We start from the raw sequence: 21,653 nt of genomic DNA, 5'->3' as shown, positions 1-21,653 counted from the left end.
GAGACACCTCCTCGATTCAGATCTTTTGGGAACGGACAGTTGACCTTCACCCTGGGGGAGCCCACAGCATCGACAGGGCCGGGCGGCTTGCTCGGTACGAGGAGGGACGGGCATGGGGTTGTTGACCATCGGGGCGTTCGCGAAGGCGTCCCGGCTGTCGCCGAAGGCGCTGCGGCTCTACGACGAACTCGGTCTGCTGACACCCGCCCGCGTCGACCCGGTGACGGGCTACCGCCTGTACGACCCGGAGCAGTTGGAGGGGGCCCGGCTGGTCCGGTGGCTCCGGCACCTGGGGATGCCGCTGGCCCGCGTCCAGCACGTCTGCGCGCTGGAGGCGGGCGAGGCGGCGCGCGAGGTGCGCGCGTACTGGGACCGGGTCGAGGCCGACACCGCCGCGCGGCGGGACCTCGCCTCCTTCCTCGTCGGACATCTGTCAGGGAAGGAACCGACCATGCCTTCGAACCCGAAGACCCCGCAGACCCCGCAGACCCCGCAGACCCCCCATCCCCTGGGCATCCGTTACGCGGCGCTCTCCGACGCCGGTCTGGTCCGCGAGCAGAACCAGGACACCGCCTACGCGGGGTCCCGTCTGCTCGCGGTCGCCGACGGCTACGGCAGCGCAGGAGCGCCGGCGAGCGCCGCCGCCGTCGACGCGCTCAAGCGCCTCGAAACCGACGGCGTCCCGACGGGCGATCTCCTCAACCTCCTCGCGGACGCCGTCGAAGAGGCGCGGCAGGCCGTCGTGGAAGCCCCGGGAGTCGCCGACGAGGCCGGCACCACGCTCACCGCGATGCTCTGGACCGGCTCGCAACTGGCGCTCGTCCACATCGGCGACTCCCGCGGCTACCTCCTGCGCGACGGTGAGCTGTTCCAGATCACCCACGACCACACCGTGGTGCAGTCGATGGTCGACGAGGGCCGCATCACCGCGGCGGAGGCCGAGTCCCACCCGCAGCGGTCCCTGCTGGCCCGGGCGCTGGGCCGAGGGGCCGACGGCACCACCGACGTGCGTCTGCACGACGCCCGGCGGCAGGACCGCTACCTGCTCTGCTCCGACGGCCTGTCGACCGTCGTGCCGGACGACGAGATCCACGGGGTGCTCTCCGACGTCGACGCACCCGCACGCGCGGTCCGCGAACTCGTCGCGCTCGCCAACGGCTCCGGCGGCCCCGACAACATCAGCTGCGTGGTCGCCGACGTCGTGGAACTGCGGGTGTAGGGACGCCCATGGGCCTTCGCGGCCGGCGCCTCCTCAGCTGCCGAGGTCGTCCCAGTTGGGAAGCGATTTGGGCGGCTCCACGACCGAGTCGGCGTAGCTGTCGTTGTCGTTGGCCACGCGGATCTTCATGTAGCGGGCCTCGGACAGCACCCAGTACTCGTTCGTCTGGTCCGGGACTTCGACCACCGCGTTGATCTGGTCGGAGAAGTCCTTGTGCTCGGCGAAGGTGCCCCAGGAGTCGAGCGATGACGGACCCTGGATCAGTTCGCCGCCCGCCGTGCTCTTGTTCAGCTCGGCACGGATGTAGCGGTCCCCGGCGAACACCCAGAACTGGGCGGGGTCGTCGGGGGTGGGCATCACGGCGTCGATGCCGTCGAGGAAGTCGGCCTGGTTGCCGAAGGCTTCCGACCAGTCCTTGAGCGGCTTCGGCCCCTCCACCAGTTCGTCGTTGAGCTCTTCGTCGATGCGGATCCGGACGTACTGGGCACCGGAGAACACCCAGTACTCGTCCCCGAGCTTCGGGACGGGGAACACCGCGTCGATGCGGTCGTGGAAGCCCGGCAGGCCGTCGAAGGCGGGCCAGTAATCCCGTGTCGGGGATGCCGCGGTCAGTTTCCCGTGGAAGGGGCCCTCCTTGCCGGGGGCGTCGACCTCGACGTGGTCGTCGTCGGAGAACAGCCACCGGATCACGGCACCGCCGGTGGCCGGGTTGGACGGGTAGGTCAGCGCCGCGTCCACCCGGGTCGGGGGCCCCGAGGAGACCGGTGCGGACTCGGACTCCCGCGCCCCGGCGGACGGCTTCGCGTCCCCCGCGGAGGCCCCGGACGACGAGTCGTCGTCGCCGAGGCGGTCCACCAGGGCTCCCGTGACGACCGCGGCGACGAGGAGGAGCGCGGCCGACAGGGCCCCGCGGCGGAGCGCGGGGCGGCGGCGAAGGGGCAGCAAGGCCGTCCGGCCCGGGCCGTCGGCCGCCACGGCCCGGAGCGCCCGGGCGGCTTCGGCGGAGGACGGCCGTTGGGCGGGGTCCTTGCGCAGCAGGGCGTCGAGCAGGCTCCGCAGCGGCCCCGCGTTCGGCGGGATCTCCGGCCGCTCGTGCGCCACGGCATGCAGCACGCCGACGGCTTCCGGGCGGGTGAACGGCGATCGGCCCGTCAGCAGCGCGGACAGGGTGCAGCCCAGGGAGAACAGGTCGCTGGCCGGCCCGACGGGCCCGTCCTTGAGCCGCTCCGGAGCCAGGAACGGCAGCGAACCGATCACTCGGCCGGATGCGGTGAGGGACTCCGTGCCCGCCAGCGCGGCGATCCCGAAGTCGCAGAGGACGGCGCTGCCGTCGGCGCGCAGCAGGACGTTGGCCGGCTTGACGTCGCGGTGCAGTACGCCGACGGCGTGCACCGCGTCCAGCGCGGAGAGCACCTGGAGTCCGATCTCGGCGGCCCGGGTCGGCGTCAGCGGGCCGGCGGCTGCGACGTGGTCGGCCAGGGAGGGGCCGTCGACGAGCTCCATCACCAGCCACAGGCGGTCGTCCTCGTGGACGAGGTCGTGGATGTCCACCACGTTGTGGTGGGAGATCTGCGCGATGGCCCGCGCCTCCCGCACGGCCCGCCGCTGCCGTACCGCGCCTTCCTCGCCCGTGGCCTGAAGGGGGACCTCCTTGACCGCGACGGTGCGTTGCAGGAGCCGGTCCGTTCCGCGCCACACGGTGCCCATGCCACCCTTGCCGACACGGGCACCCAGCAGGTAGCGGTCCGCGATGATCCGCTGGGCATGTTCGTTGGTGGCAGACACCCGGTCACCGTATCCAACCCCGCTCGACGGGGTGGGGAAACGCAAGCCACGTGGGACGTGCCGGCGTTGACGGTGGCACGGCTCCGTGCGGACCTCAGCGGCGGGGGAAGGACGGCGGGGGATATTCGGTTGCCGGCTGCGATCGCGGTGGGTGCAATGACCCGCATGGTCACCAAGGTGCGCCCGCCGCAGCGGGACGAGTTGGACGCGTCCGTACGGATCGGCGCTCTCGTGCCGCTGACCCGGCCCGGCTGGGTCGAGGCGGGGCGGCACCTGCTCGCCGGGCTCGAACTGGGCGTACGGGACGTCAACGACGCCGGCGGGGTAGGTGGGGTCGGCGGGGTCGGTGGACGGCCGCTCGAACTGGTCGTACGCGACACCGCCGCCGATCCGCAGCGGGCCGCGGCGGCCGTGGACGAACTGGCCGGGCTGGGCGTGGCCGCCGTCTCGGGTGAGTACCACAGCGTCGTCGCGCGCGCCGCCGCCGCCAGGGCCGACGCCCTCGGGTTGCCGTTCCTCTGCTCGTCGGCGGTGCTCGACGCGCTCACCGACGGGCCGACGGAGTGGGTCGCGCGCCTGGCCCCGGCGCAGTCCCGCGGCTGGCGGACCTACGCGGACTTCCTCCTCGACGCGGGCCACCGCCGCATCGCCGTGGCGGCCCAGTCCAGCGTCTACTGGGCCGCCGGAACGCGCATCCTGCGAGATCGCCTCGCGCCGCGCGGCGGCGGCGTCGTCGAACTCGACGCCGGTGCGCTCTCCCCCGCGGCGGTGTGCGACGCGCTCGTCGAGAGCCGTGCGACGGCCGTGCTCCTCCTCGTCGGCCACCCGGAGCCGGCGGTGCCGCTCGTGCGGGCCGTCCGCCGCGACGCGCGCCTGACCGGGGTGCTGATCGGCGCCCCGGCCGGACAGCCGGAGTTCGCCGAGTGGGCGGCGCTGCTGGGCGCCGAAGGCGCCGCGGTCCCGTTCCTGCGCTACCTGCCCGAACGCCACGGCCCGCTCGGCGCACGCGTCGAGGCGGCGCTGCGCGAGCGGCTGGCCGCGGCGCCCTCGTTCGTCGCCTTCGAGGGGTACGACACGATCGCCGTGCTCGCGGAGGCGCTGCGCACCGGGGCGCCCTGGCCGGACGTCGCCGTCGACGGCACCCGCGGGCGGATCGCGTTCTCCCGCCGGCCGGGCACGGGCGTGTGGCAGTGGGACCGGCCCCCGCTCCAGGTCGTCGACCGCGACCCGACGGCACCGGACCGCTTCCGGGTTCTGCACACCGGCTGAGCAGTGGGTAACGTGCTGGGTGTGTCCCGAGTGCCCATCCCCGACCTCGTCCGGCTGCGCAAGGCCCGCGACCGGATGGACCGCGACTACGCGAAACCGCTGGACGTGCCCGCGCTGGCGCGCGGCGCCCTGATGTCGCCCGGGCACTTCTCGCGCAGCTTCCGCGCCGCCTTCGGCGACACTCCGTACAACTACCTCATGACCCGTCGCATCGAGCGGGCCAAGGCGCTGCTGCGGCGCGGTGACCTGTCGGTGACGGAGGTCTGCATGGAGGTGGGGTGTACGTCGCTGGGGTCGTTCAGCTCGCGCTTCACCGAGCTGGTCGGGGAGAGCCCGAGCGCCTACCGGGCCCGGGACCACGGGGACGGCGCGGACATCCCCGCATGCCTCGCCAAGATCTACACCCGACCGGTCAGGAACGGAGAAGCGAAACCTTCCGCCGGTCCGTAGCGTGACGGACATGGACATCAAGATTGGACAGTGCTTCATCGCCGTCGACGACCACGACAAGGCCCTCGGCTTCTACCGGGACGCCCTCGGGCTGGAGGTCCGCAACGACGTGGGGTTCGAGGGGATGCGCTGGGTGACCCTCGGCTCGCCCTCCCAGCCGGACGTGGAGATCGTCCTGGAGCCGCCGCTCGCGGACCCGAACGCCTCCCCGGACGACCGGCAGGCCGTGGCCGAGCTGATGGCGAAGGGGCTGCTGCGCGGCGTGATCTTCCGGACGCCCGACTGCGACGCGACGTTCGAGCAGATCCGCGCGGCGGGCGGCGAGGTGGTGCAGGAGCCGATCGACCAGCCGTACGGCGTTCGGGACTGCGCTTTCCGCGACCCGGCGGGCAACCTGCTCCGATTCACCCAGCCGCGGTAGAGCTCCACGCGCGTGTGCCGCTGGACCTAGCAGTGGCTTACGGGGCCTCCTCGGTCGGCTTGGCGAACAGGCCGGTCATGGAGCGGCTCGCGGCCCGGTAGGCGCGCGGGCTGACCCCCGTGCGGCGCTGGAAGTGGTGGCGGAGGTCGGCCGGCGAGCCGAAGCCCGTGCGGGCCGCGATCTGCTCGTTCGCGGTCTCGGTGTTCTCCAGCAGCAGCCAACGCCTGGTGCAGCCGCGCGCCGAGCAGGTACTGGAGCGGCGGTTGCCCGGTCTGCGCGCGGAAGCGGCGCGTCAGGCTGCTGACGCTGACCCGGGCGTGCGCGGCGACGTCGTGGAGGGTGAGCGGCCGGTGGAGGTTGGCCTCCAGCCACTCCACGGTGGGGCCGACGTCCGTACGGCCGGCGGCAGCGGATCGCGGTAGGCGCCGCGGCCGGGGACCCCGTCCGCCACCAGAACCGCCACCACCGGCATGCGCAGGATTTAGCGCACGGTGGCAAAGGTGCCTCCTTTTTGTGGGTACGGGCGACGCGGAGGACGGCAGCAGCGCGCCGGTCGATCGGTCTCGCACTGCTCGCCCCGATCGGCACGGCGGCCCCGGCGCTCGCCGCCCCCGCGCCCGCGCCTGCCGCCGGCGTCGCCGACGCCTCCGAGCGGGCCGTGGTCGCCGGGATCGAGCGGCGCGCCCATCCGCTGCGCACGACGGAGCCGGGCGGCGCGTCCGCCGACCTCGCCGCCCTGTCCCGGATGGCGAAGGGCGCCACCGTCGTCGGCCTCGGCGAGGCCACCCACAGGTCGAAGGAGCTGTTCCGGCTCAAGGAGCGGGTGTTCCGGCACCTGGTGCAGCGGGACGGCTTCCGGGTCTTCTCGCTGGAGACGTCCTGGTCCGCGGGGGCGCGGCTCGACGCGTACGTCACCCGGGGCGAGGGCGACCTGCGGCAGATCATGCGCGAGGAGTTCCAATTCTCCTTCGAGGACTGGAACAACGAGGAGTTCCTTGCGCTCTTCACCTGGATGCGGGAGCACAACCGCACGGCCGCGCCCGGCGAGCGGGTCCGCGTCATGGGCAACGACATCGCCGACGTGAACCGCTCCCAGTACGACCGGGTCCTGCGCTGGGCGGAGGAGCACCGGCCGGCCCTCGCGCCCGAGTTGCGTCAGCGCTACGCCGGGCTGCTCGCGCTGCCCGCCTCGACGGGCGAGCGGATGAAGCACCTGTCGGAGGCGCCGATCGCCGAGCGCAAGGCGTACGACCGGGACGCGCGGGCTGCGTACCGGGCGCTGGAACAGGCGGGCGGCGTCGACCCCTGGGTGCTCCAGGAGGCCCGGGTGATCGCCCAGATGACGGCGCTCTTCTCGTACGACTTCGACGACCCGAAGCAGGTGGCGGAGCACCACCGGCACCGCGACCGCGCGATGGCCGAGAAAACGGTGTGGTGGCAGCGGCAGACCGGCGACCGGATCCTGGTCTCCGCGCACAACGCGCACCTCGGCTACGAGTCGTCCGACCCGGCGTCGTACCCGGTGATGGAGGGCGCGCGGTCTTCCGGGAGTTGATCGGGGACCGGTACCTGGCGGGCGGCACGACGATCCACAGCGGCGAGTACCGCGCGATGAACCTGGCCACACAGAAGTACGAGGTGTTCGACACCGGGCCCGCCACGCCCGGCAGCAACGAGCACACCCTCGACACGGTGGGGCTGCGGGACTACTACGTCGATCTGCGGCGGGTGGCGCCCGACCCCGCGGCCGGGCCGTGGCTCCAAGGCGCCCGGCAGACGTTCGTCGTCCCGGGGTCGAACGGACCGGCGACGCAGGACGTCTCGCTGGGGCGGAGCTTCGACGTCATCGTGCACCTGCACCGGGTGAACGCGTCCGTGCCCGTCACGTAGGACGCGCCGAAGGAAGGGGCGCGCGGGAGGCAGGGAGCGGAGGACTCGTCAGCGCGGGCGGCAGCGGCTGGACGTGCAGCACGGCCAGCCGGGCGACGGCACGGGTCAACACCACGTACAGCCGGTGCAGTCCGCGCTCCTCCGCCGCCGCGATGGCCGCGGGCTCGGCGACGACGACGTGGTCGTACTCCAGGCCCTTGGCCAGGGCCGCGGGCAGGACGGTCACCCGCGCGGCGAGCGCCGCCCCCTCGGAGGCATCGGCGAGGTCGGCGGCTTCGATGCCCGCGGCCGTGAGCGCGGCCCGCAGCAGCGGGGTGGTGGGCCCGTCAGCGATGACGCCGATCGAGCCCTCGCGGCCGAGCGCGGTCCGCACCGCGTCGACCGTCGCCGCCGCCAGGTCATCGACGCGCCGGACCGTCAACTCGCCGTCGGCGCGCAGCGAACGGCCCGCGGGCACGTCGACGTCGAGGGAGGCGAGGAGCCCGTTCGCCAGCTCGACCACCGCCGCCGGCACCCGGAAGCCGGTCGTCAGCGGGACGACGGCGGCGTCCGCCTTGCCGAGGTGGGCGAGCTGTTCGGGCCAGGTGCGGGCCGCCCAGGGGGTGGTGCCCTGGGCGAGGTCGCCGAGGACGGTCAGCGAGCCGAAGTCCGCGCGGCGGGCGACGGCGCGGCACTGCATCGGCGAGAGGTCCTGGGCTTCGTCAACGACGATGTGGCCGTATCCCGCGGGGCGTTCGACGAGTCCGGCGATCTCGTCGAGGAGGACGAGGTCGGCCCGGCTCCAGCGGGCGGTGCGGTACGAGCGCGGCGGTCTGTGCCAGCGGACGGCGTCCTGCTCGGCGGCGGTCAGCGCGGGGTCCACCGGGTCGGCCAGGAATGCGGCCAACACCTCCTCCGGCGTGACCTTCGGCCAGACCGCGTCCAGGAAGGCGGCCACCGGCCTGGACCGCCCGATCCGCTGCGTCCACGACGCGCTCTTGGGGTCGGCGCGGCGCTCCGCCTGGATCTGGAGGTGGCGTACGACGCGGGCGCGGACCCGCTCGCGCCCGACGGCGTACGGCGGCGCTTCGGCCCGCACCTCGGCCACGATCCGCGCCAGGTCGGCAGCGGGCACCCGCCAGCGGTACGAGCCTTCGGGCACCGTGAGCGGGGCGTCAGCGTCGGCGTCCGTGTCGGCACCGGCGTCTGCGGGGACGGCGACCCGGGCGTACAGCGCGCGGCGCAGCACGTCCGCCATGCGGGCGTCGTGCTTCACGGCTGCTGCGGCCGGGGCGTCGTCGGCCCGGACCTCGTGGCGCGCGACCTCCTCCTCCACGGTCGACTGGCGCACCCCGCTCTCCCCGAGCGCGGGCAGCACCTGTGCGATGTACGAGAGGAAGGCGCGGTTGGGTCCGAGGACCAGCAGCCCGCCGCGGCTGACGCGCTGGGGGTGGGTGTAGAGGAGGTAGGCGGCGCGGTGCAGGCCGACCGCGGTCTTCCCGGTGCCGGGGGCGCCCTGGACGCACAGGGAGTCGGCGAGCGGGGAGCGGACCAGGTCGTCCTGGTCGGGCTGGATGGTGGCGGCGATGTCGCGCATCGGGCCGACACGGGGCCGCTCGATCTCGTCCGCCACGATCGCGCTGGTCGTGCCCGCCGCACGGGCCGCACCAGGGGTGCCAGGTGCGCCGGGCGCGTCTGTCGTGTGCATCGGCTTCGACGTCGGCGCGGCGTGCAGGTGCTCGTCCTCGAAGCCGGTCAGATCGTCGGATTCGCCCTCGCTGAAGGGCGCCCAGCCGAAGCGGCGGCGCACCGCGACGCCCTGCGGGTCCCGGGCGGTGGCCTGGTAGAAGGCGCGGGAGACGGGCGCGCGCCAGTCGATGACCAGCGGCGGCGGCAGCGCACCGGGGTCGGAGCCCGCGGTCGGTCCGGCGACCGGGCGCGTCCGCCCGGTGATGCGGCGGCGGCCGACGTGATAGCGCTGCGCCCGGTGCTCCCCCGCGCTGGCGTCGGAGGTGAAGTCGAGACGGCCGAAGAAGAGCGGGCCCGCCGGCTCCTCGCGCATCTCCTTTGCGCGGCTGCGCAACTGACGGCCCAGCACCTCAGCGTCGGCGCCGGAGGCGAAGGCGTGCTCCCCGATGACGACCTGCTGCGCCGCGTCGTCGACCATGGCGCGCAGGGCGGCGCGGCAGGCGTCGTGATGGGCGCGCTCGCGCTCCAGCGCTCGGTTGAGTACGTCGTCGGGCTGCGTCATGCCATCCAGCATAATGCAACCCAGTCTCTTTTTTGCCCCAGTAACGAAATCCCCTCGGGGGGATTCAGGAAACCTCCGCGCCAGCCACGAGCGCGCCCAACCCGACGGCGAGTTGATCGAAGGCCAGGTCAACGGAGGCCCGTGCGCCCGGACGCACATCGGCGGCGCTCTCCCCTGCCTCGATCCGCCGCCAGTTCTCCTCGGCGAGGATCCGCAACACGGCCACGATCTGCCCCGCGGCCAGCCGCCCCGCCGTCCCGCCGCCCAGCGCTCCGGCCAGCGCCTCCTCGTCGCGGGCCTGGTAGGCGTACATTCGGGCGACCAGGCTCGGCGTCCCGTACAGCAGTCGCAGATACGCCAGCACCTGCGGCGCGTCGCTGACGCCGGTGACCGGGTCGAAGCGGTCCAGCCCGTCGAGGACGTGCCGGCGCAGCGCGTCCAGCGGCACGACGCCCGGCGGCCGGTCGGCCACCACGCGCGCCGCCTCGCCCTCGTGGTCGGCGAACCGGTGCAGCGCCAGGTCCTCCTTCGTCGGGAAGTACCGGAACAGGGTCGGCTTCGACACGTCGGCGGCGGCGGCGACCTCGGCGACGGAGACGGCGTCGAACCCCTTCGCGAGGAAGAGCGCGATCGCGGCGTCGGAGAGGGCGCGGCGGGTACGTTCCTTCTTGCGCTCGCGCAGCCCGCCGGAGCGCCCGTGCCCGGCGGAAGCCGCGTCACGCTCGACGTCGCCGGCAGAAGCCTGCTCGTTCACGCCCGCCCCTCCTTCTCCCGCTCGCCCTGCTCCCGCTCGCCCTTCGGCCGCTGGTCCGCCGCCGTCACGCCCCGCTGGCGCATCAGCTCCTCGACCCCGTCCAGGATCCGCCCCAGGCCGAACTTGAAGTCGTAGTCCGGATCGTCGTCCTCCAGGAACATCCCGGACCTCAACAGCCGCGTCACCGACGGGTGCCGCTCCGGATCGGCCAGTCGCTCCAGCGTCGCGACGTACCGCCGCATGAACGCCTCCGGGTCCCCGCCGGAGTTCGCGACCGCCAGCCCCAGGTCGACCGCGACCATCGCCTCGTGCCGGACGAAGCCGTTGATCAGCATGATCACCGAGAGCCGGTCCCCGTCGTCGAGCCCGGTCGACTCCAGCGCCACCAGACCGCGCTCCCACCAGGCGACCGAGTGCGGCGTGGCCGGCGGCCCCGAGATCGGGATCTGGAGGACCCACGGGTTGCCCCGGAGGCGTTCGCGCTGCGCGACGGCCCAGGCGGTGATCGCCCCGCGCCATTCGGCGCCGGGCGGGGGCGGCGGGGGCGGCGGCCCCACCGCCACCTCCTGCATCAGCAGATACAGATCGCTCTTGGCCGCCACGTACCGGTAGAGCGACATCGTCGAGACGCCCAACTCCTTGGCCACCCGCCCCATGGAGACCGCGCCGAGCCCCTCCGCCGCCGCGACGTCGACGGCCGCGGAGACGATCCGGTCCACGCCGATGCCGGGCTTGGGGCCCTTGGAGGGGCGTTCGCGCAGGCCCCACGCGGCCTCGACGCTGGCGGGCAGCGCGGTGCCGTCGCCGCGACCCGCACCGTCGCGACCCGCACCCGCACCGTCGCGACCCGTACCCGTACCCGCACCCGCGCCGTCGCCCGTCACTCGCCCTCACCGTCGTTCGTCACTCGCCCTCACCGTCCGCCCTCTCGTGCCGCCCGGTCGGCCCGTCGGCGCTGCGCCGCCCGGCCCCGCTTGACGCCCATCCTAGTAATGCGTAACCCTTACGCAGTAGCGCGTATGCCATACGCAGAAGGGAGTGCGCCATGGAGACATCACCGGCCATCGCAGCCACCGGTCTGGCCAAGAGGTACGGAGACCTCACCGTCCTCGACGGAGTGGACCTGGAGGTCGCCCGGGGCACGGTCTTCGCCCTGCTCGGCCCCAACGGCGCGGGCAAGACGACGACCGTGCGCATCCTCACCACGCTCACCGCCGCGGACGCCGGGACCGCCCGGGTCGCCGGCCACGACGTGGCCACCGAGCGCTCGAAGGTCCGCCGCGCCATCAGCCTCACCGGCCAGTTCGCCGCGGTCGACCAGAAGCAGACCGGCGCGGAGAACCTGCGGATGATGGCCCGGTTGCGCGGCCTGTCGCGCCCTGCAGCCGCCCGCAGCACCGCCGCGCTCCTCGAACGCTTCGACCTCACCCGTGCGGCCGGCCGCCTCACCGACACCTACTCCGGAGGGATGCGCCGCCGGCTCGACCTCGCCGCCTCCCTCGTCGGCGACCCCGAGGTGGTCTTCCTCGACGAGCCGACGACCGGGCTCGACCCGCGCAGCCGCGCGGAGCTGTGGACGGTGGTGCGGGAGTTGTCCGCGGGCGGTACGACGGTCTTCCTCACCACCCAGTACCTGGAGGAGGCCGACCGCCTCGCGCACCGCATCGCCCTGGTCGACGGCGGCCGGATCGTGGCCGACGGCACCGCGCAGCAGTTGAAGGCCCGGGTCGGCGGCCACCGCCTCGAACTGGTCCTCGCCGACGCCGCCGCCTTCGTGCGCACCGCGCACCGGCTGCCGGCCCACGAGGGCGCGCCGGCCCACCAGTCGCCGCAGGACCTCACGATGTCCCTGCCGACCGACGGCACCGCGGAATCCGTCCGCGCCCTGCTCGACCTGGCGGACCCGGACCGCACCGACGTCATCCGCTTCGCCCTGCACGAAGCCACCCTCGACGACGTCTTCTTCGCCCTCACCGGCACCGAAGCCCGCACCGACACCAACACCGGCACCAACAAGAGCGCCCGCCCGAACAACGCCCCGGGCAAGGAGCCCTCGCATGTCTGACGCCCTCGTCCGCGCCACGACCATGGCCGGCCGCGCCATCCGCATCAGCCGGCGCAACGTCGACGCCGTCATCACCGCCATCGCCCTGCCGGTGATGCTGATGATCGTCTTCGTCTACTTCTTCGGCGGCGCGATCCAGACCGACGCCCCGGAGTACGTCACCTACGTCGTCCCCGGCGTCCTCGTCGTCTGCGCCTGCTTCGGCGCCGCCAACACCGCCGTCGCCGTCTCCGACGACATGCAGGGCGGCATCATGGACCGCTTCCGCTCGCTCGACATCGGCGGCGGCGCCGTGCTCGCCGGCCACGTCGCCGCCAGCGTGCTGCGCAACCTCGCCGCCACCGCGGTCGTCCTCGGCGTCGCCCTGCTCATCGGCTTCCGCCCCGACGCCTCGGCCACCGGCTGGCTCGCCGCCCTCGGCCTACTGGTGACCTTCCTGATCGCCATCTCGTGGTTCTCCGCCGCGATCGGCCTGCTCGCCCGCACCCCGGAGGCGGCCAGCGGCTTCACCTTCTTCATGACCTTCCTGCCCTACCCGAGCAGCGCCTTCGTCCCGATCGACTCGATGCCCGACTGGCTCCACGGCTTCGCCGACCACCAGCCGATCACCCCGCTCATCGAGTCGCTGCGCGCGCTGCTCCTCGCCGAGCCCGCCGGCAGCGCGCCCTGGACGGCGCTGGCGTGGTGCGCGGGAATCCTGGCGGTGGCGGTGGCGGCGTCCGGAGCGCTCTTCCGCGCCCGTACGAAATAGGGCACTCGGCCCGCTGGACCACGGGGGCGAGCCCGCCAGGCGTCAGAACACGTCCGGGCACCACGGGCGCCGGGCCGTGCGGAACACCCGGTCCGCCAGGGCCGCCGCCCCCGCGCGCTCCTCCTGGACCGTGCCGAGCGCGGCCCGCTGCACCACGGAGGCGTCACCGAGGTAGCACGCGCCCAGCTCCCGTACGTCCAAGGTGAGGTCCGGCGAGCCGGTGCTCGGGACGCAGCTCGCCCCGTCCGGGGCGACCTCCAGCCGGAAGCGGCCGTTCGCCAGGCCCGCGGCGTCCCGCACGTCCAGGACCAGGGTCGCGGAGGTGTCGTACGTCCGGGCCTCAAGCGCCCGCGCGACGTCCAGCAGCCGCACCCACAGGAAGTCCGCGTGCGCCACCGTCCGGGCCGCGCGCGGGTCCGCCAGCAGCAGCGGCAGCAGGTCGTCGGGGGCGCGCCGGCCGGTGCGCAGCGTGGTGACCCAGTCCAACGAGCAGAGGTACTGCCACAGGGCGCGCTCCGCCGCCGGGGTGACCGCGATCAGGTCCTCCACCGTCACCGTGTTGTCGGGCTGCTTGCCCTCGTCCCACTTGCGGTCGTTGGCGTACGAAGCCAGCCCCTCGACCTCGCCGGACGCCGACCGGTACACGACGTAGTAGGGCTCGGTCCACGGCTGGCTCGGGACCCGGATCTCGCCGGTGTTCATCCGCCACCAGCGCTCGTTGCGGCTGACCGCGCCCGGCTGGCCGGCGGCGAACCGGGCGTGCAGCTCGGGGCCGATCTTGCGGACCTCCTCCACGGGCACCAGGTCGATCCGGCCGCCGTCGGTCGGGCCCGACCAGCGGCGGTCGACACCGGCGCGCGCCACGTTCACGGCCCACTCGGTGACCCAGGTGGCGGGCCCGTACCCGAACCGGCCGTAGATCGGGTACTCGGCGGAGATCAGCGTCGACAGGGCGTCGCCGCGCTCCTTCGCCGCCGCCAGGTCCTCGCCCATCATCCGGCTGAGGAGGCCGCGGCGGCGGTGGGTGGATGTGACGGTGACGTTGGTGACCGCGTTCGACCGCACCGCGGCGCCGCCGACGACCGTCAGGTACTGCTCGAAGGTGCGGTACGTGGCCACGATCCGGCCGCGGTCGAAGGCGCCCACCGCGCGCGACAGGTCCACCCCCTCGGTGCGCCCCTCCACCTCCCCGTCCGCCAGCGAAGGGGAGTGCTGGAAGCCGACGCCGACGGCGCGCAGCCAGTCGGGGTACTCGGAGGCGGGGTCGATCTTGCGGACGTCGAGGTCACCGGGGCGGGGGGAGGGGAGGGTGGAGGAGGTCATACCACCCACGCTAGGCAGTTGTCGGTCAGAAAGTCGCACCAATTTCGCCGACCTCGACGCCGCCGCCCAGCAGCGGCGCCCGGCGGATGCGGTCCACGACGGGCCCGTGCACTCCCAGCAGCTCAAGCGCCCGGCCGAGCACCGGGCCGAGCGCCCGGCCCGCGCCGTCGTCGATCTTGAAGGCGAGGGCGCGGCCGTCGGGCAGCGCCACCGCCTGCACCGCTTCGGCGCCCATCTTGGAGAGAGCGCCGGGCACCTCGCGCATCAGCCAGGTGTCGGGGCGGCGGGTGCCGGCCACGTACTCGGGGTGGGCGCGCATCGCGTCCGCGACCCGCCGCCCGGGCGTGCCGGCGTCGGCGAGGACGAGAGAGCGGAAGGCGCGCGCCAGACCGGTGAGGCCGATCGCCATCAGCGGGGCGCCGCAGCCGTCGGTGCCGACGGCCGCGACCCGCTCGCCCGACGCCTCTTCGACGGCCTCGTGGACGAGCTGCTGGAGGGGGTGGTCCGGGGCGAGGTACGTCGTACGGTCCCAGCCGTTGAGCGCACAGGCCGCGAGCATCGCCGCGTGCTTGCCGGAGCAGTTCATGGTGATCGGATCGCGGGTGCGGCCGGCGGCCAGGTACGCCTCCGCCTCCGTCGGGTCCAGCGGCAGGTCGGGCGGGGTCTGGAGCTCGTCGGGCCGGATGCCGTGCTCGGCGAGCAGGGTGCGCACCAGCTCCAGGTGGAAGTCCTCGCCGGAGTGGCTGGCTGCGGTCAGGGCCAGCCGCTCCCCCGCCAGGTCGAGCCCGGCCCGCAGCACCGCCACGGCCTGCATCGGCTTGTTGCTGGAGCGCGGGAAGACGGGGGCGGTCACGTCGCCGAGGGCCAGCTCCACCCCGCCGTCGGCGGCCAGCAGGACCAGGGACCCGCGGTGCCGGCCCTCGACGAAACCGGACCGTACGACTTCGGCGAGCACCGGGGACACGGCCCCGGCCTCCATCGAGGCGATCGGCGCCACCGGCCTCGGGGGGCGGGGGGATATCGCGGGGTTGGTGGTGCTGCTGCTCGACTCGGCGGCGGTCATGTGGGGGAGGCCCTCCAGCGCGGGAACCCGCCTCCGGAAGGATCTTCAGGTCAGCAGGTCGTCTACTTGTGCTTCTCCTTCACGGTACCTGCGGGCGATCTCCGCGCTGCAATCGTCGGCCGTGCGCTGCAACACGTGCCGGCGGCGGGAGACCTGCTGCTCGTAGCGGACCAGCCGGCCCATCGCCGCGTGCAGCTCGTCGTCCGTACGGGCGGCCGGGTCCGACAGCTCCACGTCGGCGAGCATCTTCGCGGCCAGCAGTCGGTACTCCTCGCTGTGCGGCGTGGACACCGTCACGTGCCGGGCGGACGTCCGGTGGCTGGAGGGCGTGTCGGCCAGGATCCCCGACAGCCGTTCGACGAAGGCCGCCGCCTCCCGCTCCCCGGGCGCGGCCTCCGGCCCGCCGGGCGCTGCGGACGCCGCGTCCGCTTCGGGGCCGGGGTCGGGGTCGGGGTCCGTGCGCCGGGCCAGGTCGGCCCGGAGGATGTCGATGCGGCCCTGGAGCAGCCGGCGCACGTAGCTGAGGTCGGCCTCGTCCTGCTGCGACTGGCGGCGCAGGGCCCGCAGCTCGGGCAGGCGCAGGGCGGGCAGCTCGTACTGCGGGAGGTCGGCGAAGTGGTCGGCGAGGTGGTCGACGGCCCGGGACGGCGCCTGCCCCGTGCGCTGGTGCGGCGGACGGGCGGGGTTGACCGTCGTCTGCCTGGTGCCCGAAGTGCTCATGTCCGTGTGTCCGTCCCCTCGACCGGCGCGGGGGACTCCCCGGGCCCCCGGAAACCGGGGGGCTGGGCCGGGGGCCGCACCGCCTTGGTGAATGGTGCCATTCCGGAACCATTCGACGCAGGCGCTCTGCACCCGTTCAGCCTCGATAGGTTGGGCGGTATGCGTGCAGTGGTGCAGAGGGTGGACGGTGCGAGCGTCACCGTGACGGACGAGTCCGGGGCGCACACGGTCGGGGAGATCGTCGGCGAGGGGCTGTGCGTCCTGGTCGGGGTGACCCACGAGGACACCGCGGAGCAGGCGGAGCGGCTCGCCCGCAAGCTGTGGTCACTGCGGGTCCTTGAGGGCGAGAAGTCCTGCTCGGACGTGGGTGCGCCGCTGCTGGTGATCTCCCAGTTCACCCTGTACGGAGACGCCCGCAAGGGCCGGCGCCCCACGTGGAACGCGGCGGCGCCGGGCGAGGTGGCGGAGCCGTTGGTCGACGAGGTGGTGACCCGCCTGCGGGCGCTGGGCGCACGGGTGGAAACGGGCCGCTTCGGCGCGACCATGCGCGTCTCCCTCACGAACCAGGGCCCGTTCACGGTGCTGCTGGAGGTGTGAGCCCCCCGAGCCCGTCGCCACGTGCGGCCCGTGGCGGGTTGCTCGGGACAAAGGCTCCCGCAGGGACACGGCGGGATGACAGGGGCGCTGGGGGAGGAACTGCGCGAACAACCACCGCGCGCCCGCAGGGACACGGCGGGTACGTCAGGTGCCGGCGCGCGGAGCGCGGCTCGCGGGCTACGGCTCGACCACCGGCTCCTGCGCCGCCGCCGTCGTGCCGGCCAACAGCTCCGCGTCCAGCGGAACGTTCCGCTTCACCAGCGCCAGCGCGATCGGCCCCAGCTCGTAGTGGCGCGCCGAACTCGTCACGAAGCCCAGCTGCCGCCCCTCCTCGCCGTCCGCCGCGAGTCGGATCGGCGTGCCGGGACCCGGCAGGTGCACCTCACTGCCGTCGAGGTGCAGGAAGACCAGCCGACGCGGCGGCTTGCCCAGGTTCTGCACCCGGGCCACCGTCTCCTGACCCCGGTAGCAGCCCTTCTGGAGGTGGACCGCGGAGCCGATGAGGCCCAGCTCGTGCGGGATCGTCCGGTGGTCGGTCTCGAAGCCCAGCCGGGGCCGGTGCGCCTCGACGCGCAGCGCCTCGTACGCCAGGATCCCGGCGAGCGGCCCGTGCTGCTCCGCGTACGGCTCCAGTTCGGCGCGCGGCAGGAAGAGGTCCCGGCCGTACGGCACCTCGCGCACCGCCACGCCCTCGGGCACGGGCGCGATCGACCCGGCCGGCAGGTGCACCACGGCGAAGTCGTCGGTGCGGTCCGCGACCTCCACCCGGTAGAAGAACTTCATCGACTCCAGATAGGCGACGAGTTCGTCCTGGGTGCCGGGCTCGACGTGCGCCCAGACCGTCTCGCCGTCGTCGACGAGCGAGAGCGCGTGCTCGATGTGCCCGTTCGCGGTGAGGATCAGCGCCTCCGTCGCCTGCCCGACGGGCAGGTCGCTGACGTGCTGGGTGACCAGCAGGTGCAGCCAGCTCAGCCGGTCGGATCCGGTGACGGCGACGACGCCGCGGTGCGAGAGGTCGACGAGGCCGGAGCCGTCGGCCAGCGCGCTCTGTTCCCGGAAGATGTCGCCGTAGTGCGCGGCCACGCCTTCGTCGACGCCTTCGGCCGGGACGGCACCGGGACGGGACAGCAGCGGGCTCAGCGGACGCTTCGGGCTCTTCACAGTGGCCATGGAGAAAGCCTACGGCTGCCGCACGGACTACTGCTGGGCGGACTCCTGCTGCGAGGAATCCCGCTGGGCAGAATCCCGCTGCGCGGAGTCCTGCTGCGCCGCGCACCGCTCGCAGCGCCCGAAGATGGCGAAGTGCTTCATGTCGGTGTCGAAGCCGAACGTCTGCCGCAGCGTCTCGATGAAAGGCGCGGCGATCTCGACGTCCGCCTCGATGACGGCCGTGCAGTCCCGGCACACCAGGTGGATGTGGTGGTGCCGGTCGGCCAGGTGGTAGGTGGGCGCGCCGTGCCCGAGGTGGGCGTGGGAGACCAGTCCCAGCTCCTCCAACAGCTCCAGCGTGCGGTACACGGTGGAGATGTTCACGCCCGACGCCGTCTTGCGGACCTCGCAGAGGATGTCGTCGGGCGTCGCGTGCTCCAGGGCGTCGACGGCCTCCAGCACCAGCTGACGCTGCGGGGTCAGTCGGTAGCCGCGCTTGCGCAGGTCGCTCTGCCAGTCGGTGGTCACCACGCCTCCCAGTGTAGGGAGGCGCGGCCGGCTGCCCACCGGACGAGCGCCTACTTGAAGAAGGCGATGCCGTCGTCCGGGAGGTCGCCGAGGTTCTTCGCCCAGTCCGCGACCTGCTCGGGCGTGACGGTCTTTCTGAGCTGCGCCGACATGTACGGCCGCAGGGGCACCTCCGGGGTGGCCTTCTCGCCCACCCACATCAGGTCGCCCTTCACGTATCCGTACAGCCGCTTGCCGCCGCTGTACGGCCCGGAAGCGGCGGTGCGCGCGACGGCGTCCGTCGCCAGGTCGATCTGCGGCTTCTGGTCCGCGAGCTGGCCGTACCAGACCTCGACGATGCCCTGGTCGCGCACCATCACGACCTCGATCTGGCGGTCCTTGTCGATGCGCCAGTAGCCGTGCTCGCTCTCCAGCGGCTTGACCTGCTTGCCTTCGGCGTCCAGGACCCAGGAGTGGGAGGAGTACTCGATGAAGTCCCGGCCGTCGTGGCTGAAGGTGACCGACTGACCGAAGTTGCACTTCTCGGCGCCGGGGAAGTCGGAGACGCCGGCGCCCTCCCAAGTGCCGAGGAGGAAGGCGAGGGGGACGAGGTCCGGGTTCAGGTCGGACGGGATCTCGATCATGAGCAGCTTCTGTCAGTGGGTGCCGGTCGTGGTGCCGGCGCGACGGACGGGCTTGCGGGTGCGGTCCGGAGGGTCAGCGCTGACCCTGGTACAGCTTCTTCACGGCCAGCACGGAGAACGCGACGACACCGATGCAGACCAGCACCAGCAGGGCCTCGAAGAAGGCAATAAGCACGGAGTGCTCCTCGTACGGGTTCGGACGGAACAACGTCCGGACGGAATGCGGACCGGGCCCCAGCCTAATGGGTTGGGGCCCGGTCGCCCCTGCGGGGGCGCGTCAGCGGTGCGCAGGGGGTGGCGCGGGGCGTACGCGCATCAGCTCAGGAGCTGGCTCTGGAGCGCGAGCGTCTGGTGGAAGGGCACGGCCGCGGCCCCGCCCTTCTTCTCCTGCACGACCAGCGCGAGCGTGTCGCCCGCGTGGACGTACGCCTGCCGGGTGTGCGTGGCGCCGCCGTCCCCGGGCTCCAGGAAGGGGTACGCGGAGACCCCGGGCATGCCGCCCCTGGTGTCCCACGCCGTGTCCTCCTCGACGGTCGGCGCGCTCTTCAGGGGCTGGCCGGGGATCGAGTTCTCCAGGGCGTTCAGCCCGGTGGAGGCGAACCGGCCCGCCTCGTCCGCGCTGCCGAACCGGAGCAGGTAGATCCGTGTGGACGTGCCGTCCGGCATGGTCCAGCCGCGGGCCGCCACGTGCCGTACGGCGTACTCGCCGAGCGTGAGCCTGATCTTGGGGTGGGCCTCCTCGGCGTACTCGGAGACGTACCGGTCCTGGGTCGTCCAGCCGCCGTTCAGCTTCGGGTCCTGGCGTGCGCCCTCGGGCGCCGGCAGCAGCAGTCGGCGCAGGTCGGCGTGGTGGATGCCGGCCTCGCTCTGCTGGCTGAAGGGGCGCGGGCTGCCCTCGGGGAGCGCGGGCAGCGACAGCTTCGGATACGTCCAGCGGCCGTCGTCCTCGGTGGCGAGCCCGGGGACGTCCTCGCGCTCCATCGAGCCGATGCCGTACGCCGTGCCGGCGCCGAGGCCCAGGCAGAGCAGCACGGCGGCGCTCCAGCGGCCGGCGGCCCGCAGCGCCGCACGGTCCCGCGGGGCGGCGGGCGGCGCCGGGGCGGCAGGAGGTTCGGTCGGCTGCGGGGGAATCGGATGCGGAGCCCCCGGTGCGGGCTGGGGCCCGGTCATACGGCCTCCTCCGGCGACGTGATGCGGTCCATCTGCTGCTTGACGAAGTCGCCGACGTCGGACGCGGACAGCTTCGCGCTCCCGTACACCCGCACGGTCATGTTGGTCCCGGCCGCGTACCCCGTGCAGAAGTACTCCCGCAGGTCGTTCTTCTTCTCGGGCTTGTCGGCGAAGCAGATCGAGCTGCGCTCGTGGCCCTCGACCTTCGGCCCCTCCGGGTTCTTCAGCTTCGCGAAGACCCCGGCCTGGATGAGGAACATGAGCCGGGCCTTCTCCGGGTCCTTCAGCCGCAGCAGGTCGACCTCGACGACGTGGGTGAACTGCGAGCTGGCGTACGTGCGCCAGGCGATGCCCTCCACCTCCAGCCCGTCCACGGCCCTGTCGGATTTCCGGCGTTCGCTTCGGGTCATGCCCTCGGCGCCCGCCCTCTTCAACCGTTCGGTGGCGCGCGCACCGCTGAGTTCGCCGTCGTTGCTGCCGTGATTCCGTTGGTCCGGGCCGAGCTTGTAGAGGTTGGGCACCGGCAGGAGCTGCTTGCTGAGGGGCGTGGCGGCGCGCCCCCGGGCGGGGTCGCCGGCCGGGTCGTCGACGGGGTCCACCGGGCCCTGCGCCCAGGTCTTCGTCGCCGGGGACCGGTCGGCACCGGACGCCGCGTTCTTGACGTACGTCGCGCCGGCGGCCGTGACCGCGAGCGCCAGCGCCGCCGGCAGGACGACCCGGCTCATCAGGGGCTTCACAGGCGCTCCCACTGCTGCTGGGCCAGGGTGCGGATCTCTTGCCGGCTGATCGGCTTGGAGTCGTACAACTGGATGTCGGCCATGATCGTGCCGCGCTGGAAGAGCGCCCGGGTTTCGTACAGCGGCTTGTAGCCGGCCTTCTTCTGGACCTTGTAGACGAACGTCAGGCCCCGCTCGGTGTTCGGCAGCGGCTCGCCCTTGTCGCCCCCGGTGTATTCGGGCATGTAGTAGACGTGGTCGCTGACGAACGCCGCCCCGCGCTCGTAGTCCGGGAACTGGACGAGGTTGACCGCCCACGTACGGTCGCCCTTGGTCCAGCGGGCGCCGGCGCCGCGCCGCATGTCCTGCGCCGTCAGCGACTGGAGGATGTTCTGCGGGTCCTCGAACCAGCGGGTGTACAGCCGGAGGTCCATCTCGCCGTCGTCGAGCCACTCGGCGTCGATGCTCCGCGCCCCCGCAGGCTTCGGCAGCAGAAGCTTGCGCAGGTCGCCCTCCGTCTTGACCCGGTTGTCCTCGGCGGCGGTGAGGGGCTTCGGACGCTGGTTCGCGGGCAGCGGCTTCGCCGGGTACGCCAGGCCGGGCTGGCTCAGGGCGGGCAGCGGCGTCGGTTCGCGCTCGGCCTGGACGCCGTAGCCGACGGCCGTGCCGCCGACCACGCCGACGACGGACGCGACCGCGAGCAGGACGGCGGTGGCGCCGCGCGGCCGACGTCGTACGGCCGGACGCCCGGCCGACTCCCCCGCGTCTGCCTCCGCCTCCGCCTCTGGTGGCTCAGGTGCTGCCGGTGGTTCAAGTTCAGATTTGTTCTGGTGCTCCAATGCCCGAAGTCCCCCCAATGAGACCGGTACGTACGGAATACGAAAAGGAATGCGGCGGCGGTTCAACACGGTCGCGGCCGTGTGGCCGTGG

The 21,653-nt window shown here is 73.3% G+C and carries 23 protein-coding genes and 1 pseudogene; 9 read left to right on the top strand and 15 right to left on the bottom strand.

Annotation, left to right across the window (positions count from 1 at the left end):
* Window positions 1-112: 112 nt before the first annotated feature.
* Window positions 113-1,219 carry a MerR family transcriptional regulator gene (locus tag ABZ842_RS13895; RefSeq protein WP_361536552.1) on the top strand — a complete coding sequence of 369 codons (1,107 nt, stop codon included), beginning with the start codon at window positions 113-115 and terminating at the stop codon, window positions 1,217-1,219.
* 33 nt (window positions 1,220-1,252) lie between these two features.
* Here ABZ842_RS13895 and ABZ842_RS13890 read toward each other — a convergent pair whose 3' ends face one another.
* Window positions 1,253-3,004 (bottom strand): protein kinase, encoded by a 1,752-nt coding sequence (locus ABZ842_RS13890; protein WP_361536550.1) that lies wholly within the window; start codon window positions 3,002-3,004, stop codon window positions 1,253-1,255.
* Between the two features lie 156 nt (window positions 3,005-3,160).
* Here ABZ842_RS13890 and ABZ842_RS13885 point away from each other — a divergent pair, with 156 nt between their 5' ends.
* Genes ABZ842_RS13885 through ABZ842_RS13875 form a run of 3 tightly spaced genes read left to right on the top strand, consistent with a single transcriptional unit; the run spans window position 3,161 to window position 5,144 of the window.
* The gene (locus tag ABZ842_RS13885; RefSeq protein WP_361536548.1) at window positions 3,161-4,273 is read left to right on the top strand and encodes an ABC transporter substrate-binding protein; all 1,113 of its coding nucleotides are present in this window, start codon (window positions 3,161-3,163) and stop codon (window positions 4,271-4,273) included.
* Between the two features lie 30 nt (window positions 4,274-4,303).
* Complete coding sequence (locus ABZ842_RS13880; RefSeq protein ID WP_361536902.1) at window positions 4,304-4,723, top strand: helix-turn-helix transcriptional regulator; 420 nt, start codon at window positions 4,304-4,306, stop codon at window positions 4,721-4,723.
* A gap of 10 nt (window positions 4,724-4,733) precedes the next feature.
* A complete protein-coding gene (locus ABZ842_RS13875; protein ID WP_361536546.1) occupies window positions 4,734-5,144 on the top strand; it encodes a VOC family protein in 411 nt (136 codons plus the stop codon).
* 37 nt (window positions 5,145-5,181) lie between these two features.
* Here ABZ842_RS13875 and ABZ842_RS13870 read toward each other — a convergent pair whose 3' ends face one another.
* Both ABZ842_RS13870 and ABZ842_RS13865 read right to left on the bottom strand, forming a co-directional pair.
* Window positions 5,182-5,325 carry a hypothetical protein gene (locus tag ABZ842_RS13870; protein ID WP_361536900.1) on the bottom strand — a complete coding sequence of 48 codons (144 nt, stop codon included), beginning with the start codon at window positions 5,323-5,325 and terminating at the stop codon, window positions 5,182-5,184.
* A gap of 121 nt (window positions 5,326-5,446) precedes the next feature.
* Window positions 5,447-5,521 (bottom strand): annotated as a pseudogene (locus ABZ842_RS13865) (hypothetical protein); the annotation flags it as partial.
* Between the two features lie 134 nt (window positions 5,522-5,655).
* Here ABZ842_RS13865 and ABZ842_RS13860 point away from each other — a divergent pair.
* Both ABZ842_RS13860 and ABZ842_RS13855 read left to right on the top strand, forming a co-directional pair.
* Entirely contained in the window at window positions 5,656-6,699 is a 1,044-nt protein-coding gene (locus ABZ842_RS13860) for an erythromycin esterase family protein (RefSeq protein WP_361536544.1), read from the top strand.
* On the top strand, window positions 6,696-7,034 hold the full coding sequence (locus ABZ842_RS13855; protein WP_361536542.1) for an erythromycin esterase family protein: 339 nt from the start codon (window positions 6,696-6,698) through the stop codon (window positions 7,032-7,034). The genes ABZ842_RS13860 and ABZ842_RS13855 overlap by 4 nt, the downstream gene beginning before the upstream one ends.
* Here ABZ842_RS13855 and ABZ842_RS13850 read toward each other — a convergent pair.
* From ABZ842_RS13850 to ABZ842_RS13840, 3 genes are all read right to left on the bottom strand, one after another.
* Window positions 7,027-9,264, bottom strand: a complete 2,238-nt coding sequence (locus tag ABZ842_RS13850; RefSeq protein ID WP_361536540.1) for an AAA family ATPase — start codon at window positions 9,262-9,264, stop codon at window positions 7,027-7,029. The two genes, ABZ842_RS13855 and ABZ842_RS13850, sit on opposite strands and share 8 nt — an antisense overlap.
* Window positions 9,265-9,328: 64 nt before the next feature.
* Window positions 9,329-9,946, bottom strand: coding sequence for a TetR family transcriptional regulator (locus ABZ842_RS13845; protein ID WP_361536898.1), 618 nt, complete (start codon window positions 9,944-9,946; stop codon window positions 9,329-9,331).
* A gap of 68 nt (window positions 9,947-10,014) precedes the next feature.
* Window positions 10,015-10,902, bottom strand: coding sequence for a TetR/AcrR family transcriptional regulator C-terminal domain-containing protein (locus ABZ842_RS13840; RefSeq protein WP_361536538.1), 888 nt, complete (start codon window positions 10,900-10,902; stop codon window positions 10,015-10,017).
* Window positions 10,903-11,063: 161 nt separating this feature from the next.
* Between ABZ842_RS13840 and ABZ842_RS13835 the strand changes: the two genes are divergently transcribed.
* Together ABZ842_RS13835 and ABZ842_RS13830 are read left to right on the top strand one after the other, a co-directional pair.
* Entirely contained in the window at window positions 11,064-12,083 is a 1,020-nt protein-coding gene (locus tag ABZ842_RS13835; protein WP_361536536.1) for an ATP-binding cassette domain-containing protein, read from the top strand.
* Entirely contained in the window at window positions 12,076-12,834 is a 759-nt protein-coding gene (locus ABZ842_RS13830) for an ABC transporter permease (protein WP_361536534.1), read from the top strand. The genes ABZ842_RS13835 and ABZ842_RS13830 overlap by 8 nt, the downstream gene beginning before the upstream one ends.
* A gap of 42 nt (window positions 12,835-12,876) precedes the next feature.
* Here ABZ842_RS13830 and ABZ842_RS13825 read toward each other — a convergent pair whose 3' ends face one another.
* The 3 genes from ABZ842_RS13825 to ABZ842_RS13815 form a co-directional block, all read right to left on the bottom strand.
* Window positions 12,877-14,157, bottom strand: coding sequence for a GNAT family N-acetyltransferase (locus ABZ842_RS13825; protein WP_361536532.1), 1,281 nt, complete (start codon window positions 14,155-14,157; stop codon window positions 12,877-12,879).
* A 25-nt stretch (window positions 14,158-14,182) separates the two neighbouring features.
* On the bottom strand, window positions 14,183-15,136 hold the full coding sequence (locus tag ABZ842_RS13820) for an asparaginase (protein WP_361536896.1): 954 nt from the start codon (window positions 15,134-15,136) through the stop codon (window positions 14,183-14,185).
* A 129-nt stretch (window positions 15,137-15,265) separates the two neighbouring features.
* The gene (locus ABZ842_RS13815) at window positions 15,266-15,940 is read right to left on the bottom strand and encodes a hypothetical protein (RefSeq protein WP_361536530.1); all 675 of its coding nucleotides are present in this window, start codon (window positions 15,938-15,940) and stop codon (window positions 15,266-15,268) included.
* 159 nt (window positions 15,941-16,099) lie between these two features.
* On the opposite strand from ABZ842_RS13815, the gene dtd reads away from it, so the two are divergent.
* The gene (dtd, locus tag ABZ842_RS13810; protein ID WP_361536528.1) at window positions 16,100-16,537 is read left to right on the top strand and encodes a D-aminoacyl-tRNA deacylase; all 438 of its coding nucleotides are present in this window, start codon (window positions 16,100-16,102) and stop codon (window positions 16,535-16,537) included.
* 177 nt (window positions 16,538-16,714) lie between these two features.
* On the opposite strand, the gene ABZ842_RS13805 is transcribed toward dtd, so the two are convergent.
* The 6 genes from ABZ842_RS13805 to ABZ842_RS13780 all read right to left on the bottom strand — a co-directional run bounded on the left by ABZ842_RS13805 (window position 16,715) and on the right by ABZ842_RS13780 (window position 21,562).
* Window positions 16,715-17,707, bottom strand: a complete 993-nt coding sequence (locus ABZ842_RS13805; RefSeq protein ID WP_361536526.1) for a folate-binding protein — start codon at window positions 17,705-17,707, stop codon at window positions 16,715-16,717.
* A gap of 27 nt (window positions 17,708-17,734) precedes the next feature.
* The gene (locus ABZ842_RS13800) at window positions 17,735-18,217 is read right to left on the bottom strand and encodes a Fur family transcriptional regulator (RefSeq protein WP_361536524.1); all 483 of its coding nucleotides are present in this window, start codon (window positions 18,215-18,217) and stop codon (window positions 17,735-17,737) included.
* 47 nt (window positions 18,218-18,264) lie between these two features.
* Window positions 18,265-18,837 carry an FABP family protein gene (locus ABZ842_RS13795; protein WP_361536522.1) on the bottom strand — a complete coding sequence of 191 codons (573 nt, stop codon included), beginning with the start codon at window positions 18,835-18,837 and terminating at the stop codon, window positions 18,265-18,267.
* A gap of 315 nt (window positions 18,838-19,152) precedes the next feature.
* Window positions 19,153-20,007 carry a hypothetical protein gene (locus ABZ842_RS13790; protein ID WP_361536520.1) on the bottom strand — a complete coding sequence of 285 codons (855 nt, stop codon included), beginning with the start codon at window positions 20,005-20,007 and terminating at the stop codon, window positions 19,153-19,155.
* The gene (locus tag ABZ842_RS13785) at window positions 20,004-20,732 is read right to left on the bottom strand and encodes a hypothetical protein (protein WP_361536518.1); all 729 of its coding nucleotides are present in this window, start codon (window positions 20,730-20,732) and stop codon (window positions 20,004-20,006) included. Before ABZ842_RS13785 ends, ABZ842_RS13790 begins: the two co-directional genes overlap by 4 nt.
* 8 nt (window positions 20,733-20,740) lie before the next feature.
* Window positions 20,741-21,562: a hypothetical protein gene (locus tag ABZ842_RS13780; protein ID WP_361536516.1), complete on the bottom strand. Its 822-nt coding sequence runs from the start codon at window positions 21,560-21,562 to the stop codon at window positions 20,741-20,743.
* Window positions 21,563-21,653: the final 91 nt, after the last annotated feature.

This window comes from Streptomyces sp. NPDC047315 (genome assembly GCF_040643215.1).
Taxonomy (GTDB): Bacteria; Actinomycetota; Actinomycetes; order Streptomycetales; family Streptomycetaceae; genus Streptomyces.
Note: the sequence above shows the minus strand (reverse complement) of the source record. Positions and strands in the feature narration are given on the sequence as shown.

Coding starts and splice junctions, on each gene's coding strand:
- ABZ842_RS13895 (WP_361536552.1), top strand. CDS start 113: ATGGGGTTGTTGACCATCGGGGCGTTCGCGAAGGCGTCCCGGCTGTCG.
- ABZ842_RS13885 (WP_361536548.1), top strand. CDS start 3,161: ATGACCCGCATGGTCACCAAGGTGCGCCCGCCGCAGCGGGACGAGTTG.
- ABZ842_RS13875 (WP_361536546.1), top strand. CDS start 4,734: ATGGACATCAAGATTGGACAGTGCTTCATCGCCGTCGACGACCACGAC.
- ABZ842_RS13850 (WP_361536540.1), bottom strand. CDS start 9,264: ATGACGCAGCCCGACGACGTACTCAACCGAGCGCTGGAGCGCGAGCGC.
- ABZ842_RS13835 (WP_361536536.1), top strand. CDS start 11,064: ATGGAGACATCACCGGCCATCGCAGCCACCGGTCTGGCCAAGAGGTAC.
- ABZ842_RS13830 (WP_361536534.1), top strand. CDS start 12,076: ATGTCTGACGCCCTCGTCCGCGCCACGACCATGGCCGGCCGCGCCATC.
- ABZ842_RS13825 (WP_361536532.1), bottom strand. CDS start 14,157: ATGACCTCCTCCACCCTCCCCTCCCCCCGCCCCGGTGACCTCGACGTC.
- ABZ842_RS13820 (WP_361536896.1), bottom strand. CDS start 15,136: ATGGAGGCCGGGGCCGTGTCCCCGGTGCTCGCCGAAGTCGTACGGTCC.
- ABZ842_RS13815 (WP_361536530.1), bottom strand. CDS start 15,940: ATGAGCACTTCGGGCACCAGGCAGACGACGGTCAACCCCGCCCGTCCG.
- dtd (WP_361536528.1), top strand. CDS start 16,100: ATGCGTGCAGTGGTGCAGAGGGTGGACGGTGCGAGCGTCACCGTGACG.
- ABZ842_RS13805 (WP_361536526.1), bottom strand. CDS start 17,707: ATGGCCACTGTGAAGAGCCCGAAGCGTCCGCTGAGCCCGCTGCTGTCC.
- ABZ842_RS13795 (WP_361536522.1), bottom strand. CDS start 18,837: ATGATCGAGATCCCGTCCGACCTGAACCCGGACCTCGTCCCCCTCGCC.
- ABZ842_RS13790 (WP_361536520.1), bottom strand. CDS start 20,007: ATGACCGGGCCCCAGCCCGCACCGGGGGCTCCGCATCCGATTCCCCCG.
- ABZ842_RS13785 (WP_361536518.1), bottom strand. CDS start 20,732: ATGAGCCGGGTCGTCCTGCCGGCGGCGCTGGCGCTCGCGGTCACGGCC.